Genomic DNA, 16,021 nt, shown 5'->3' on the forward strand with positions numbered 1-16,021 from the left:
TTTTCCCTCCATACTAAAATGGAATGTATTATATATCGACGAAAAATTGGAGGGAATAAAATGAGCAGTCAAAACGAACAAAAAAATACTTTTCCGCCCCAGCACCAGAATCACCAGCCAGGTACAGAGGATGAAATGCATCCAGAGCCGGTTTCTGTTGATGAAAATTATAAGGGATCCGGCAAACTGCAAGATAAAGTAGCCCTTATTACAGGTGGAGACAGCGGCATCGGCAAATCGGTCGCGATTTATTTTGCGAAAGAAGGAGCCAACGTCGCAATCGTCTACTTGGAAGAAACTGAGGATGCCCGGGAAACGAGGCAGCTTGTTGAAGCTGAAGGCAGGGAATGCTTGCTAATATCAGGGGATATTGCTGATGAAAGCTTCTGTAAGGATGCAGTCAGCAAAACGCTTGACCAGTTTGGCAAGATTGATATTCTTGTGAACAACGCAGCGGAACAGCACCCGCAAAACAGCCTGCTCGACATTTCTTCAGAGCAGCTTGAGCGGACTTTCCGAACCAATATTTTTTCATTTTTCTATTTGACAAAAGCGGTACTTCCCCACTTGCAAAAGGGAAGTACGATCATTAATACAGCGTCAATCACCGCCTACCAGGGAAACAAACAGCTTATTGACTATTCATCCACAAAAGGGGCAATTGTTTCCTTCACACGGTCGCTCGCCCTGTCTCTTGCTGATAAAGGCATCCGGGTGAATGGAGTGGCACCCGGGCCAATTTGGACACCGCTTATTCCATCGACTTTTACAAAAGAAAAAGTCGCCAAGTTCGGTTCTAATACCCCAATGGGCAGAGCCGGGCAGCCATATGAGCTTGCTCCCAGCTATGTTTATCTCGCCAGCAATGACTCAACTTATGTCAGCGGCCAAATCCTGCATGTTAACGGCGGAACGATTGTGAACGGATAATACTGATGGAGCTGACTTTAGAACAGCATTTTTAGAACAAAAGCGCAAGCGCCTTGATCAGCCCCGACAAGCGCTGGAGGGCCTGACGGTGAAGTCGTTCTTTGACTTCATTGGCAGGACCGAAGCGACTCGAGGGGCTAGGCGCTGGAGCTGGACGAAGTCTGCGATAATCTCAAAGTTATTCACAGCGTTTGATTTTATAATTTCCTATACAACAAAAAAAGCAGTGGAGCTATCACTCCACTGCTTTAAATGATGATCCGGTTATTTATTTTTGGCTGCCCGCAAGAATATCTGATAATCAGCTCATGCGGGATAATAATTCTTTTCACAGGTTCCTTCGGGTTTTCGATTTTTTCAATTAAGCTCCGCGCTGCTTCGTACCCGAGTGCGAATATATTGATATCGACAGACGTTAACGGCGGCCGCGACATCTCCGCAAGCAGAACATTATTAAAGCTGACAATCGAGATATCATCCGGAACGCTGATCCCCATTTCGTCGAAGGTATTTAAAACACCTAAAGCCATTAAATCATCGGCAACCACAAGCGCTGTTGGCTGTTTTTCGAGGGCCAGAAGCGCATTGACCGCTTCCTGTCCGCCTTCACGTAAAAACTCCTCATGAATGATGTATTCATTGGATAAAGGAATACCTGCCTCGCGGAGCGCCTTCTCATATCCTAAAAGACGGTCCACCGTTACAACAAGGTTCAAATTCCCGCCGACAAAGCCGATTCGCTCATGGCCAAGCGAGATTAAGTATTCTGTAGCCTCTTTTGCGGCGCGAAAATTATCATTATCAACATGGGTAATTTCTTCAACGTTTTTAAAAGGTTTGCCAATGACAACAAACGGAAACTTTTGCTCCTGCAAATAGCTGAGCACTTTGTCTTCGACTTTCGAATAAAGAAGAGCAACGCCGTCGACGCGGCGCCCCTGCACCATTTGAACGACTCCATCAAAAATTTGCTCCTCCGTTTTGCCGGTTGTCATCGTCAGTGCGTATTGGTTTTCATGGGCTCCTTCACTCAACCCTCTTAATACGGTTGGGAAAAATGGGTTTTGAAACACAACATCGGTTGAACTTGGCATCACCAGACCAATTGCTTGAGTTGATTGGCTTGCCAGGCTTCTCGCGATAAAGTTCGGATGATAACCGAGCTGCTCCATTGCTTTGCGGACCTTTTTCTTTGTCTTGTCGCTGATTCTCGGACTATTTGCAATCACGCGCGAAACCGTTGATGGTGCAACCTTTGCAAGCTTGGCAACATCTTTAATTGTAACAGCCATTCTATCACCCTCCCTTGGAAACCGTTATTCGTTAGTTCTATTATAATAGAAATGTAAACGTTTTTTCCTGCTTTTTGTGAGACGTTTTTACTACACCGTTTACTAAAACAAAAATATTTTCGCCAGCTCCGTGGATGACCAGCTCAAGAGTTTTCCATTCAGGCTGGAAATCGCCCCTGTCTGTTATCGTTAGCTCGACTTTTCCATTCTGGCATGCAACATTCATTTCTTTCGTCAGGCATTTCCCATGCTCGTAATCGAAGCTGATGCCATCGTCCTCATAAAGTTTGAATGAGTAATCTGTGTTGTCTCCATAGTACAAATGAACGGTTACCTTCTCGTCTTTTATTTTTGTCGACTGCTTCCGATTGCCTTGAACAACAAGAGATCCTTTTTTGATAAATATCGGCAGCACATCAAGCCCGGCCTTGATTAAGTGATGCTGCCCTCCTGCCCATTCCTCACCTGTCCAATAATCGATCCAGCTTCCCTCAGGAAGATAGACGGCACGGTGTTCTGTACCCGGCTGCATGATTGGTGCAACAATCACATTATCGCCGACCATAAATTGATCTGACAGATGATATGTATTGGCATCATGCGGGTATTCGAGCATTAGCGGGCGCATCACCGGCGTTCCGCTTCGATGTGCCTCTGCAAACAAGGAATAAAGATGCGGAAGCCACTGGTAGCGAAGCTCAATATATTTCTTAATAATTTTTTCGTATTTTTCGCCAAATGACCATGGCTCCTGCCTAGCAAAACCGATTGCGCAGTGATTGCGGAAATACGGTGTAAAGGCGCCAACCTGCGTCCAGCGCGCGAGAAGTTCTCCATTGGCATCATGCGCAAAACCACCGACATCGGGACCGGAAAAAGCAATTCCCGATAATCCGAGATTCATGACCATTGGCAAAGACATTTGCAAATGCTCCCAGAAGCTGCGGTTATCCCCGGTCCATACAGCCGCATAGCGCTGAACCCCCGAATAGCCCGCCCGCGTCAGCACAAACGGCCGCTTTCCTTCCAATTGCTTTTTCAAGCCGGTGTAGGTTGCCTGCCCCATCATGAGGCCATAAAGATTATGCAGTTCACGATGGGTCTTTGGATCACTGTCGTTATCATGAATGACTTTCAGGTCCATCGTTTTCGTTTCGTTAAAAACGGCCGGTTCGTTCATATCGTTCCAAATGCCTTCAATGCCTAAATTCGTGTAGAAATGATGTTTTTCCCCCCACCACTCACGGACTTTGGAGCTTGTAAAATCAGGGAAAGCACTGTTTCCCGGCCACACATCACCAAAGTAGATATTTCCTTCAATGTACTTGCAAAAGTGGCCTCCCCGGATTCCTTCTTGATAGATTTTATACTCGGGGTCCTCTTTTACACCCGGATCGACAATCGGAACGATGCGAATCCCTTTTTCCTTCAGGTCGCCGACGAGCCGGGCTGGATTCGGGAACCTGTCCCGATCAAAGGTAAACACCCGGTATTCATCCATATAATGAATGTCTAAATAGATGGCATCAAGCGGGATCCCCTTTTCAAGAAAAGAATTCGCAAGCTCCCTGACTTCCTGCTCTGATCCGTAGCTGTAGCGTGATTGGTGGTAGCCGATGGCCCACTTCGGAGGAATCGGAATCCGGCCGGTTAACGCTGTATATTGCTCAAGCACATTCTTTGGTTCAGGTCCGCACATAACGTAATAATCGATTTGTCCGCCTTCCGCGCCAAAAGAATAGTCATTCTCTTCGGTTTTAAAATCAAAAGTCGTTTTAAAGGTGTTATCAAAAAATATTCCAACAGCCCTGCCGTTTCTCAGCGTCATAAAGTAAGGGACTGACTGATATAGCGGATCGGTCTCGGGATTATGGGGTGCATAGACATCGGTGTTCCACATTGTCATTTTTTCGCCGCGTTTATCAAGAAAACCCGTCTTTTCACCAAACCCGTAAAAATGGTCTGCCACATCCATCTCTTTAAAACAAATAATTTCTTTCGAATTTGTATAGCCCATTCCTTTTCCAGCTTCCCGCACAAGCACGTTCCCATCGCAGTCAGAGACCGTGATCCTTACCGGGTTCTTTTGGATCCGAACGGCTAACTTCGCTGATTGCAAAAGAATATCTTCGTCCGAATCTTCTGCAGAGAAATCAACATTTTCCGGTTCGGCGATTACAGCCGGGCTGCTTGCAAGTATTGTATCCCCAAACGGGTTTAAGACGAATCGGACAATATCAGAACGATAAAAGACGATTTTCAAATCTCCTGATTCGGTTTGCACAGTTGCTCCATTTGGTGCTGTTTCAAATTTGATGACTTTTCCGATTTCATTAAAACCGCCATTTTCCATTTGCTTTTTTTGGCCGGGATGAATAGCAAAACTAGTGTCTTCGAGCATCTCTCCGCCTCCTTTTAATGCCATTCCGGCAAGCATATATTTGATGAGTGTCTGTTGGATCGATCGCTCCTCCTTACAGCCTTAGTCCGGCAAAAATCATTGGCATTAGCTTGGTGCAGGATGACGCTGCTTTACCAGTCCCCTGCCTAGGAGCTTTTTCTTCTCGATCTCTTCCAGACTAAAATAATAAATACAATAAACGCTGCATAGACAACACCCATAGCTGTGAGATAAGGAATATTTAAACCAGTTTTATCTGATAAAAAGTAAATTTCCGCTTCTTCCCGGTCGAGGACGAGTTTATATTGGCCTTCACTGCTCTTAATCACGTCGCCATTCAACAGCCCTCTAAGCTCTTTGTCGGCATCAAGGCTGCTTTCATCCAGCTCGGCCGACTTTGTTTCAGATGTGTTATTAATCGCAATTACCGACGTTTCATCATCCGAGGTCCGCTTATAAACAGCCATTCCTTTATCTTCAAATAAAAGCTCAATTGTTCCCCTTGTTAACGATGGATGCTGATCGCGCAATTCGCCCAATTTCGTAATATAGTCGGCTAATTCTTTATCTGTCCGGAAATCCATTTGCCTGTGATTGTCGGGCTCTTCTCCGCCGTCAAGGGCAATTTCGCTTCCATAAAAAACAATCGGGATGCCGGGCGTTGTGTATAAATAGGTTAACGCAAGCTTCCATCCCGGACCGGGATGAATCTCGTTTTTGATAATATCGCGCGTAAAGCGGACTGTATCATCATTGTCCATAAAAGTTCCCATTAAATAAGGGTTTTCATAGTTTTCCTGATGTTGCTCATATGCGCTGAAAAGTGCGCCGAGTGACTGATCGGGCTTGGCAAACGCCTCTCTCAAGTAACTGTTTAACGGATCATTATCAAAGCCATCAATACCCGTTTGTTTATATTTAGCAATTTCATTTGGATCATCAGACGATAGCTCGCCGATTAAATAAAAATCTTCTTTTTTCTGCTTTACTTCTTTCGCAAAATCCTCCCAGAAACTGATTGGAACATGATCAACATCTTCAAGGCCGTAACCGTCAATGTCCGTTTCTTCGATCCACCAGGCAGCGGCATCGAGCAAGTATTTTTTCACTTCGGGATGATCCTGATCAAGATCAGGCAGGCCATTTAACCAGCCTTTTTCCAACTCTTCCTTGTCTTCAACGTTTACAATTTCCTGCTCTGGATGAAACCAATCCTGCTTGGCCGGGTCGTTCAACCATTGATGGTTCGGCCCAACATGATTGGCAACAAAATCGACAATAATTTTCATATCGCGATCATGGGCTTCTTTAACAAGCTGCTTAAACTCTTTTATCGTTCCGAAATGTTCTTCTGTCTTATAGAAGTCATTCATCCAATAACCATGATAGCCGCCCGCTGTATTATCAAAAACGGGAGTAAGCCGTAAAGCTGTAAATCCCATGTCTTTTAAGTAATCAAGCCTGCCGATAATTCCTTTGAAATCGCCGCCATGGTACGCTTCCGGATCAGCCGCGTCGACAACAAAATCGTTGCTGGAATTGACATTGCTGAATCGATCAACCATGATATAATAAATGGTCTCATCCTGCCATTTGCGCTCTTCTTTTTCAACGGCTCCTGCCGGGAGTGCGTAAAAAAGAAGAAACGGAATTAAGATAAGAGTGAAAAGTTTCTTTTTCATCTCCGTTTCCTCCTTAAAGTCGTCTCAAGCTGCACTCAACGTGAAATCCGCTTAAAAACAGAATCCCCGAGTCTGCCAAATCACCCTGCCTGGTATTCACCGGCAATGACGCCGCAGCTTTTATATACGCCTTTAAGATTAGCCTTTTGTTCCCCCTGCCGTCAAACCGGAAACGAAGTATTTTTGAAACATTAGGAACAAGATTGCGATCGGAATCGCGATTAATACAGAACCTGCCGCAAACTTGGTAAACTCGTTCCCAAACTGCTTGGCAACCATTTCATACAATCCAACAGTCATCGTAAATTTCTCATTTGTTCGCAGTAAAACTCTCGCCAGGATAAAATCACCCAAAGGTGCGATGAAGGAAAACAGTGCCACTACAGAAATGATTGGTTTTGCCAGCGGCATGACGATTTGCCAAAAAACCCGCAGATGTCCTGCCCCGTCCATTTTCGCCGATTCATCCAGTTCCTTCGGAATCGTATCCAAATAGCCCTTCATCAACCAGGTGTTCATCGGGATTTGCCCGCCTGCATATACAAGGATGAGCCCAAGGTGAGTATCGATCAGTTCGGTTCTTGTCGCTAAAACAAAGATAGCAATTAAAGCTGCAAAATTCGGAATCATTTGCAAAACCAAGAATGTTATTAAACCATTTTTTCTGCCCACAAACCGATAGCGGGAAAATGAATACGCTGTTAATGATACAGTAATCACGGTGAGAACCATTGTTGAAATACTAATTTTCAGTGAGTTCATATACCAGCGTACATAGTTTGACTTATCTGGATCAAAAAGGTATTGGTAATGTGCTGTCGTCGGATTTTTCGGAAACATCGCAGATCCTGATAGGCTTTGCCCGGGATTGAAGGACGATCCGAGTACCCAGAGAAGCGGATAGATAATGATGAAACACATCAAAGCAATCACGACATATGTCAGCGTCAGGCGGATCATCTTACTTCTCTTCATGCTCATGCTACATCAAATCCTCCTCTTGGAATGATCTCGTTCTTCTAAACTGCCATAACGCCACCGACACAACGATAAGTGAAAGGATCATTGTAATCGCAGCCGCTTTTCCATACTGGGCAGAAGTCATCGTCAACTTATAAATCCATGAAATCAGAATGTCTGTCCCACCTGCATTTTGGCCCGGAATCGCAGGGCCTCCACCATTGAACAAGAAAATTACATTAAAATTGTTAAAGTTAAATGTATATTGCGTGATAATGATCGGAGCAGTCGCATATAAGACGAGCGGCAAGGTAATCTTTGAAAATTTTTGGAGAATTGAAGCGCCGTCAACGGTTGCCGCTTCATATAACTCATCCGGAATCGATTGGAGAACTCCTGTCGTCATGGCAAATATAAACGGAAAACCAAGCCAAGACTGGATAAAAATTAAGGCAACCCTTGTCCATAACTCTTCGGTCATCCACGGGATGGACGAGATCCCCAGCGCATCCAACAAGCCATTATTAATAACCCCAAAGCTTTCATTGAACATACCGGAAAAAATCATGATCGAAATAAAAGATGGAACGGCCCATGGCAGGATGAAAATCGTCCTGATGATTGCTTTTCCTTTAAGATCCTTCTGGTTGACTAAAATCGCAAGAAAAATACCCAAGGCAACCTGCAATGTCGTCGCCCCAAATGTCCAAACGATTGTCCAGCCCATGACACCAAAAAAGGTTTTTCTCCAAAGATCAAGCTTGAAAATGTCAACAAAATTTTGAAAACCGACCCAGTCTACGAGCTTGGCAGGCGGCGAGTGGTATAAATCATAATTCGTAAACGAAAGCAAAACGACAAACAAAATCGGGAATATAACGACGAATATTAATAGGAAAAAGCCCGGCGAGATCATTAAATAGGGAAAGCCATTATCCAGCAGATTATGATACTGTTCGCGAACGCTGTTCAGCTTTAAACCGCGATCGCGCTTTTTGCCATTTGTATAAGCATCGTAAATATTAAAGGCATAAACCATCAATCCCAGCACTGTTACGATCACTGCAATGATTCCATCAATCAGCAAAAAAATTGAATGATCGACCACCGGAATTGTACCTAAAGTGATCAGTCCCCAAAAACCCCAATTGAGCGTGTCATAAAAGGCCATAAAAAAGGACAAAGTTAAAACAAGAAAAATGAAGCCCTTAAGAAATTGTTTATTATAAAACTGGCCAAATCCCGGAATGATGGAGAAAAGCCCAGCGTTCCTTCCATGATTGGTGATCGTTTTCACGACATCCTCCATTTTAACATCCTCCCTTTCTATTAGGAGAAAGCAGCAACGAAAACTATCTGCTATCTTAATTCGCACATGATGCCAATCTAAAAAAGGATGGGCAATACCCCCACGAGAGGTACCGCCCGATTAATGCAACTTTTTTATTAATTCGTAGCGTGATTGGATTCAATATTTGTTTCAATCGTTTTAACCGCATCATCCAGCGCCGCTTTTACATCGGATTTGCCGGTAGCAATCGTCTGCAATGCAGATGCCATTGGTTCCCACACCTCTGCAATTTGAGGAATGTTCGGCATTGGTACAGCGTACTTTGATTGTTCAGCAACAGCTTTCGCACCTTCATTTTCAGCAATAACGGGATCATCGATTAACGACTTAACAGGAGGAATTTCCTGGGTTAGTTCATAACGTATTTTCGCATTTTCTTCATTGGTGATATGCTCAACAAATTTTGTTGCCCAGTAAGCATTGTCCGTAAAAGCAGTAACATGCCATCCTTTAACACCCATGAAGGTTTTCATATTTTCACCGTTTGGTAGTTTTGGCATTGGAGCGACCCCGATATCAATTCCGGCATCCTTTGCACCCTGGAATGCCCATGGACCGTTCATCATGGAAGCAATACTTCCTTCATTAAACAAGCCGTCTCTTGTCGTACCTCCGCTCTGTCCAATAATACCGTTAGGAAATAATCCTTCAGAATACCATTTTTGAATATACTCGGCCCCTTTGATTGCGCCTTCGTTATTAAGACCAATATTAGTTGGATCCAAAGAACCGTCTTTTTCCTTGAATACGTACCCGCCCATGCCGGCCATGACACCATGCGCAAAGTAGAAGTCATCCCATACTGCGATAAATCCGTATTTTCCTTCTTGATTAAAGTTCTTTGCAAACTCGTAAACTTCATCCATTGTTTTCGGAGCACTTTCCATTAAAGCTTTGTTATAAATAAAAACTGGAGTTTCTGTCGCTTTAGGAAGGCCATAAAGCTTTCCCTCGAACATTTGTGCCGCAATCGAAGATTCTGTAAATGTATCGATTACCGATTGGTCAACTTTAATTTCCTGGATTAGTCCTTCAATAGCAACCTGGCCAATTTGGTCATGAGGAAGCGTTATGACATCCGGAGCATTGCCTGCCGGGCCATCAAGGCGAAGCTGATCACGAATTTTGTCGGCCATTCCGAGTTCCTGGAACTCAACAGCAATTCCGTACTTTTCTTCAAAAGAGGCAATTGCCGGCTCCAAAGCAATCCCTTTATCTGTATCTTCCCAAACAACCAGCTTCTCAGGTTTTGGCGGCTCTTCGGTTTTACTATCTTTGTCTTTGCCTGTATCTGCTGGACGAGTTGCCTCGCGGTCAGGCCCGCATGCAGCTAAAACTCCCAGCAGCAATACGGACATCATAAAAATCGATAATGCTCTTTTCATCATTGACCCCTCCATATGTAATATTTTAGTAGTTTCATACAAACGTTTACGCCGCAAGCCAAAAAAGACACAATTGTAAGCGTTGTCAAAAAATTTTAAAAATCCTTGCCTTTTCATGACTCTATCGTTCAATCATTAAAACCCTTTGCGAAAACGATTGCACAAACTTCACTTTCATTATACCGATATTTTTGCTTTTAGCAACCGTTTTCATAGAATTGGAGAAAAAAATTTTTCGGCTTTCAATAACTGTATGGCTTGAATGATGAAAGATTCTTTGCTACCTTTTAAGAAAGGCGTTAAAAAAATGCAATCGATTGCATTGGAAGGAGATAATGATGATCGATCTTTCTGCTGTTTATCATAGGCCAACAGATTCCTTTGCTTATCCCGTTCGTGAGGATGCTTTGCATATTCGGCTCCGCACGAAAAAAAATAATGTGGAAAAAATTGATTTATTGTATGGCGACCCTTTTGAGTGGGTCGATGAAAAATGGGCTACATATGAAGATTCCTTAAGCAAGACAGGATCAGATTCCTTGTTTGATTATTGGCAAATTGAAGTAAAGCCACCGGCGAAGCGGCTGCGTTACGGCTTTTTCTTAAAGAACGAAGACGAGCAGGTCTTATACACGGAAAAAGGCTTCTTTACTGAACCGCCTGAAGATTCCGGGTACTATTTCTGTTTTCCTTATCTGCACGAAACGGAGGTTTTTCGGGCTCCTGAATGGGTCAAGGATACGGTCTGGTATCAAATTTTTCCCGAGCGTTTCGCAAATGGGGACGAATCGATTAATCCGGAAGACACAAAGGACTGGGCGAGCGAAGAGCCATCCGCAACCAATTTTTTTGGCGGTGATTTTCAAGGCATCATCGACCATCTTGATTATTTAATAGAGCTCGGCATTACCGGTATTTATTTCACACCGATATTCAAAGCGTATTCGAACCATAAATATGATACGATTGATTACTTTGAAATCGATCCGCAATTTGGCGACAAAGAAACGTTTAAAAAACTGGTGGCCAAGTGCCATGAGAACGGAATCAGAATCATGCTTGATGCTGTTTTTAACCATAGCGGCTACCACTTTGAACCGTTTCAGGATGTATTAAAAAACGGAGCCGAATCCAGGTATGCAAATTGGTTCCATATTTACGGGTTCCCTCTTCAAGGCGGGGAGCGGCCAAATTACGCGACATTCGGGTTTGTCGAGTCCATGCCGAAATTAAATACGTATGATCCTGATTTAAAAGAGTATTTATTGGAAGTCGGCCGCTATTGGATCAGAGAGTTTGATATTGATGGCTGGAGGCTTGACGTGGCCAATGAAATCGATCATCAATTTTGGCGGGATTTCCGCCGCGAGGTGAAAGCGATCAAGCCGGATTTATATATTTTGGGCGAAGTCTGGCATGACTCGATGCCGTGGCTGCGCGGAGACCAATTTGATGCAGTGATGAATTATCCGTTTCTCACTAATGTTGTCGAGTTTTTTGCGAAGGAAAATATCAGTGCAGCCGAGTTTACTGACAATATGACAACCGTTACACACCTATACCCTGCAACGATAAATGAGACGGCCTTTAATCTTGTCGGCAGCCATGACACAAAGAGAATCCTGACTGAATGCGGCGGGGATGTTCAAAAAGCAAAGTTAATATATGCCTTTATGCTTACATTTATCGGGACACCATGTATTTATTATGGTGATGAAATCGGTTTGACCGGTGGCATGGATCCAGGCTGCCGAAAATGTATGCCATGGGCCGAAGAAGATCAAAACAGGGAGCTTTTTAATCATATCCAGGCATTAATCAAGCTGCGCGGAACAGAAAAGCTGCTTGCCAACAAAGGACAGCTTGCCTTCTTGCCGGTAAATGAAGACAGCCGGGTCATTGCTTTTTCGAAAACGGATGGGCAAAAAACCGCCGTGGTCATTTTGAACAATTCTGTTGAACAGCAAAAATATACTCTGCCTTTTCCTTTAAAAAGCCGGAAAATTACCGATCTAAAAAATGGCGCTGAATTCGCAGCCGAAGCCGATGATTTATTTGTCTCTCTGCCTCCATATGATTATGCGATTCTAACGTTTCAATTGCTCCAGTCTTAAGCCTGTTCCCTCTGCCGGTGAGCATTTGTCCTATGATGGTTCGCAAATCGTGATCACCTGCTTTATTGCCATTTTAGGTACAGAAGCATTAACATCCAAAGTGTATGCACAAAATATCATGATGTTTATTTTTCTGTTTAGTGTTGCCATCAGCCAGGGTACGCAAATCCTGATTGGGCACATGATCGGGGCAAAAAAATACGAAGAAGCATACAGACGCTGCTTAAGAAGTTTGAAGCTGGCGATCGCAATTTCATTTAGCGGCGCAGTAGTAGTCTGGTTCTTTTCCGATAGTTTAATAGGGATTTTTACCACAAATCCGGAGATTATTAAAGTCGGCGGCACCCTGTTATTGCTGACAGTTATATTAGAACCCGGGCGCTCGTTTAATTTGGTTGTCATTAATGCTCTTCGTGCTGCTGGAGATGTAAGATTCCCGGTTTATATGGGGATTCTCTCGATGTGGGGAGTCAGTGTAACACTATCGTACCTGTTGGGAATCCATTTTGGGCTCGGTTTAATCGGCATTTGGATCGCGTTCATTGCCGATGAATGGTTAAGGGGACTGCTGATGCTGTGGCGCTGGAAATCGAAGGTATGGCTGAGAAGTTCTTTTGTAGCGCCTGAATCGGCATAAACACTTCCCTTGAGGTGCAGTCATTTAAAAGTAATGGCAAAAAGAAGCCCCGAAAAGGAGCTTCCACTCCAATTTAATCAACAATTTGAATGTTGTATTTGTCAAACCAAATGTGAATTTGCGCCAAGTGGGCCAAAAGCTGAGGGCCTGTCATCAATTGCCCGAACCACGGAGCTTTAAAGGCGGATCCTCCAGATTCAACGATTTGCTTTAATTGATTCGCATCAAAAAACTCATATAATGCCGAGCTTTTGTTCTTTAAAATTTCAGAAAGCATTTGTTGGACTGCTTGAGTATATTCCGGGTGATGTGTTTTCGGATAAGGGCTCTTTTTCCGGTAAAGCACTTCATCCGGAAGCACTCCCTCCAGGGCCTTGCGAAGGATGCCCTTTTCCCTGTTGCCGTGCATTTTTAGTGTCCAGGGAATATTCCATACATATTCAACAAGGCGATGGTCCGCAAACGGAACCCTGACCTCGAGGCTTGCACCCATGCTCATCCGGTCCTTCCGATCAAGCAGGGTTATCATAAACCAGAGGATATTCAGGTAAAATATTTCTCTCCTTTTGGCATCCTCATTGCTTTCACCATCTAAACGGGGTGTTTCCCGCACTGTTTCTTCATATTTACGGGATACATAGTCCTGAAGCTGCAGCTTGGTTCTCCAGTGCTCTTTTAAAAGATTTTGGCGTGCTTCTGTTGAGCGCATCCACGGAAATCCGGACCGGTTTAAATCTTCACTTCGGTGAAACCATGGGTATCCTCCAAAAATTTCATCCGCGCATTCACCGGAAAGACTGACAACAAAGTCTTTTTTAATTTCTCTGCAAAACCATAACAAAGACGAGTCAATATCAGCCATTCCCGGCAAATCTCTGACCACCACCGCTTCCTCAAGGTACCGGGCCACGTCATCTTGTGAAATAATGCACTTATGATGAATGGTTTGAAATGAATCTGTCATCAATTGAATCCAATGGGCATCTGAGTTTGGCTGAAACTCACTTTCCGTAAAAAATTGGTCGTTTCCCTCATAATCGATCGAGTAGGTGTGGAGATTGCCTTTTCCCTCTTTTTCAAACTGTTTTGCCGCAATGGCTGTTATTGCACTCGAATCCAGCCCTCCCGACAGGAAAGTGCAGAGTGGCACATCGGAAACCAACTGTCTGGTAACGGCATCGGTAACAAGAAAGCGGACTTTTTCAGCTGTTTCCTGCAAGTTATCCTCGTGCTTCTCGCTTTTAACATTCCAGTATCGATAAGTTTTCAAACCGTCCCTGCTAAAGAGCAGACAATGTGCAGGCCGGAGCTCTTTAATTCCTTTAAATACCCCGCTTCCCGGAGAGCGGGACGGGCCGAGTCCAAAGACTTCCGCCAGGCCCTCACGGTCAAGCTCTGCCTTTACATATGGATGGGCCAGTATCGCTTTTAGTTCCGAGCCAAACAACAATCCCTGGTTTGCTTCGATAAAGAAAAGTGGCTTCACACCGAGCCGGTCCCTGCCAATAAACAGCTGTGCCCGTTTTTCGTCCCATATGGCAAAGGCGAAGATACCGTTTAAATATTCGACGCATTTTTCTTCCCATTCCATATAGGCAGTGAGCAATACTTCTGTATCAGAATGACCCTTAAAGGAATATCCTTTTAATATCAGGTCTTTACGCAGATCTTCCGTATTGTAAAGTTCACCGTTATAGCAAATGATAAATCTATTACCATACTTTTCTTTTATCATCGGCTGTTTTCCCCCGGCAGGATCAACAACAACGAGCCTTTTATGACCAAATCCAGCATGCACACAAGTCCAGACATTCGTATCGTCCGGACCTCTTTTTGACAAAGTTTCTGCCATGGTTTCAATAACTGCCTTCTCATTGTTCATATCCCTGGCAAAATCAATCCAGCCGGCAATTCCACACATGGTGACCATCCTTTCTGAGCGGAAATTATAATAAGCACGGGTTAGCATGCTTTCAGTGTATGCAATCTGCGCAAAAATGGTTAACAGCCTAAAATTAAGGAAAGAGAGTTATAAAAACAGGTTAAACTGTCTACAAAGAATGGTGAGGCAACTTATGACGGAGGTTAAACCATGAATCGACAGCAGCGAACAAGGCTTTTTGAATGTCAGACGAGGGCATATACAGAAGGGACCGTTGAGCACATTAACGATCAATGGATCTTTTTTGATGGTGAAACGGAAGAAGCATCGATGCTCGATGACTATCTCCATCAGGAAATCCAGGTTTTACGTTACAACCGCTGGAAAAAAGGAATTCTGTTTGAAGAAGGGAAAATCGGGCTCGCGGATGAGGTTATTTACTTAAATAACCAGGATCATGTCAGAATGCGCAAGCATTTGATTTATTCACTTGAACAATTGCTGGAAGGCATTAACGATGATGCTTTTTTTCAGTTCATTACAACGCTTAATTCCCTGCACTTTTCGGCATTTGATTGTATTTATTGTTACAACCACCTTTCTTTTTTGAGCGATGAAAAGCGAAAAAGCGGCGTGAATTTCCTTGTTTTTGACAATCAAGACCATATTTGTGCCGTTCAGCATCATTTTTACTATTACGAGAGCAGCAATGACCGCTTCGAATTCACGCTAAGCAGCGGAAAGCGCATGGTCATTGAAAAAGTTTCAAAATAAAAATCGTTGAAGATTTACTAACTGATATGCACAGCATAATAAAGAAGAACTTCGAATTGAAGTTCTTCTTTTTCTTTATTGTTGTTGAGTCAGGTTCATCGCTGTCTCGGACATATCCCTAATCGTTATAAGCTACTTGCTTATACTTTGTAGAAAAAATCAGCTTTATTCATCGTACTAAAAGCAAAAAAACTGCCTGATGAAATGGCAGTTTTCCTGAGACATTATACAATTAAAACCAATCAAAGCCGATTGGCATGCTTAAACCGAGATAAAGGACAAGCACAAGGGCAATGATAAATTGTCCCCATAAAACAGACGTTTTCTTCTCCTTTTTTGTACGAATTAAGATCATTTCCAGCATCGCAATGACCCAAAGCCCGACTGCGGATTTCAGGATATAGGATAAAGTAACGTTTTCTATTCGAAATAAAAACTCAGCTCCGGTAGCAATAATCAATAGATACAATACTCTTAAAATCATATGTACGATTTTAGAGCCTTTTTGATTCCCGCTTTTATGCAATCCGAGTGCCACGAAAAACAAAACAAGAGCCAAAAACCATGCGGTAATGTGAAAATGCGTGGTCATGCACAGGTCCCCCTTATGTAA

General features: G+C 43.5%; 11 protein-coding genes and 1 pseudogene. 4 read left to right on the forward strand and 8 right to left on the reverse strand.

The window, feature by feature from the left end; genetic code table 11:
* Window positions 1-60 precede the first annotated feature (60 nt).
* Window positions 61-930, forward strand: coding sequence for an SDR family oxidoreductase (locus CU633_RS03505; RefSeq protein WP_101658344.1), 870 nt, complete (start codon window positions 61-63; stop codon window positions 928-930).
* 248 nt (window positions 931-1,178) lie between these two features.
* Here CU633_RS03505 and CU633_RS03510 read toward each other — a convergent pair whose 3' ends face one another.
* The 6 genes from CU633_RS03510 to CU633_RS03535 all read right to left on the reverse strand — a co-directional run bounded on the left by CU633_RS03510 (window position 1,179) and on the right by CU633_RS03535 (window position 10,001).
* Window positions 1,179-2,222 carry a LacI family DNA-binding transcriptional regulator gene (locus CU633_RS03510; protein WP_101658345.1) on the reverse strand — a complete coding sequence of 348 codons (1,044 nt, stop codon included), beginning with the start codon at window positions 2,220-2,222 and terminating at the stop codon, window positions 1,179-1,181.
* A 40-nt stretch (window positions 2,223-2,262) separates the two neighbouring features.
* A complete protein-coding gene (locus tag CU633_RS03515; RefSeq protein ID WP_101658382.1) occupies window positions 2,263-4,623 on the reverse strand; it encodes a glycoside hydrolase family 31 protein in 2,361 nt (786 codons plus the stop codon).
* A gap of 146 nt (window positions 4,624-4,769) precedes the next feature.
* Window positions 4,770-6,305, reverse strand: a complete 1,536-nt coding sequence (locus CU633_RS03520; RefSeq protein ID WP_101658346.1) for an alpha-amylase family glycosyl hydrolase — start codon at window positions 6,303-6,305, stop codon at window positions 4,770-4,772.
* Window positions 6,306-6,443: 138 nt separating this feature from the next.
* A complete protein-coding gene (locus CU633_RS03525) occupies window positions 6,444-7,286 on the reverse strand; it encodes a sugar ABC transporter permease (protein ID WP_101658347.1) in 843 nt (280 codons plus the stop codon).
* A gap of 1 nt (window position 7,287) precedes the next feature.
* Window positions 7,288-8,574 carry a carbohydrate ABC transporter permease gene (locus tag CU633_RS03530; protein ID WP_101658348.1) on the reverse strand — a complete coding sequence of 429 codons (1,287 nt, stop codon included), beginning with the start codon at window positions 8,572-8,574 and terminating at the stop codon, window positions 7,288-7,290.
* A gap of 137 nt (window positions 8,575-8,711) precedes the next feature.
* Entirely contained in the window at window positions 8,712-10,001 is a 1,290-nt protein-coding gene (locus CU633_RS03535) for an extracellular solute-binding protein (RefSeq protein ID WP_101658349.1), read from the reverse strand.
* Between the two features lie 341 nt (window positions 10,002-10,342).
* On the opposite strand from CU633_RS03535, the gene CU633_RS03540 reads away from it, so the two are divergent.
* Window positions 10,343-12,115 (forward strand): alpha-glycosidase, encoded by a 1,773-nt coding sequence (locus CU633_RS03540; protein ID WP_101658383.1) that lies wholly within the window; start codon window positions 10,343-10,345, stop codon window positions 12,113-12,115.
* Between the two features lie 4 nt (window positions 12,116-12,119).
* Window positions 12,120-12,752, forward strand: a pseudogene (locus CU633_RS03545) (MATE family efflux transporter); the annotation flags it as partial.
* 73 nt (window positions 12,753-12,825) lie between these two features.
* On the opposite strand, the gene asnB reads toward CU633_RS03545, so the two are convergent.
* The gene (gene asnB, locus CU633_RS03550; protein ID WP_101658351.1) at window positions 12,826-14,673 is read right to left on the reverse strand and encodes an asparagine synthase (glutamine-hydrolyzing); all 1,848 of its coding nucleotides are present in this window, start codon (window positions 14,671-14,673) and stop codon (window positions 12,826-12,828) included.
* A 171-nt stretch (window positions 14,674-14,844) separates the two neighbouring features.
* On the opposite strand from asnB, the gene CU633_RS03555 reads away from it, so the two are divergent.
* Window positions 14,845-15,408, forward strand: a complete 564-nt coding sequence (locus CU633_RS03555; protein WP_101658352.1) for a DUF2777 domain-containing protein — start codon at window positions 14,845-14,847, stop codon at window positions 15,406-15,408.
* Window positions 15,409-15,640: 232 nt separating this feature from the next.
* Here the strand turns inward: CU633_RS03555 and CU633_RS03560 are convergent, their stop codons facing one another.
* Complete coding sequence (locus CU633_RS03560) at window positions 15,641-16,000, reverse strand: YisL family protein (protein WP_101658353.1); 360 nt, start codon at window positions 15,998-16,000, stop codon at window positions 15,641-15,643.
* Window positions 16,001-16,021 lie beyond the last annotated feature (21 nt).

The organism is Bacillus sp. V3-13 (genome assembly GCF_002860165.1).
Lineage (GTDB): Bacteria > Bacillota > Bacilli > Bacillales > Cytobacillaceae > Bacillus_BJ.

Bases quoted from the DNA above. Each gene is read 5' to 3' on its own strand.
- CU633_RS03520 (WP_101658346.1), bottom strand. From the start codon at position 6,305: ATGAAAAAGAAACTTTTCACTCTTATCTTAATTCCGTTTCTTCTTTTT.
- CU633_RS03525 (WP_101658347.1), bottom strand. From the start codon at position 7,286: ATGAGCATGAAGAGAAGTAAGATGATCCGCCTGACGCTGACATATGTC.
- CU633_RS03515 (WP_101658382.1), bottom strand. From the start codon at position 4,623: ATGCTCGAAGACACTAGTTTTGCTATTCATCCCGGCCAAAAAAAGCAA.
- CU633_RS03530 (WP_101658348.1), bottom strand. From the start codon at position 8,574: ATGGAGGATGTCGTGAAAACGATCACCAATCATGGAAGGAACGCTGGG.
- CU633_RS03560 (WP_101658353.1), bottom strand. From the start codon at position 16,000: ATGACCACGCATTTTCACATTACCGCATGGTTTTTGGCTCTTGTTTTG.
- asnB (WP_101658351.1), bottom strand. From the start codon at position 14,673: ATGTGTGGAATTGCCGGCTGGATTGATTTTGCCAGGGATATGAACAAT.
- CU633_RS03510 (WP_101658345.1), bottom strand. From the start codon at position 2,222: ATGGCTGTTACAATTAAAGATGTTGCCAAGCTTGCAAAGGTTGCACCA.
- CU633_RS03535 (WP_101658349.1), bottom strand. From the start codon at position 10,001: ATGAAAAGAGCATTATCGATTTTTATGATGTCCGTATTGCTGCTGGGA.
- CU633_RS03505 (WP_101658344.1), top strand. From the start codon at position 61: ATGAGCAGTCAAAACGAACAAAAAAATACTTTTCCGCCCCAGCACCAG.
- CU633_RS03555 (WP_101658352.1), top strand. From the start codon at position 14,845: ATGAATCGACAGCAGCGAACAAGGCTTTTTGAATGTCAGACGAGGGCA.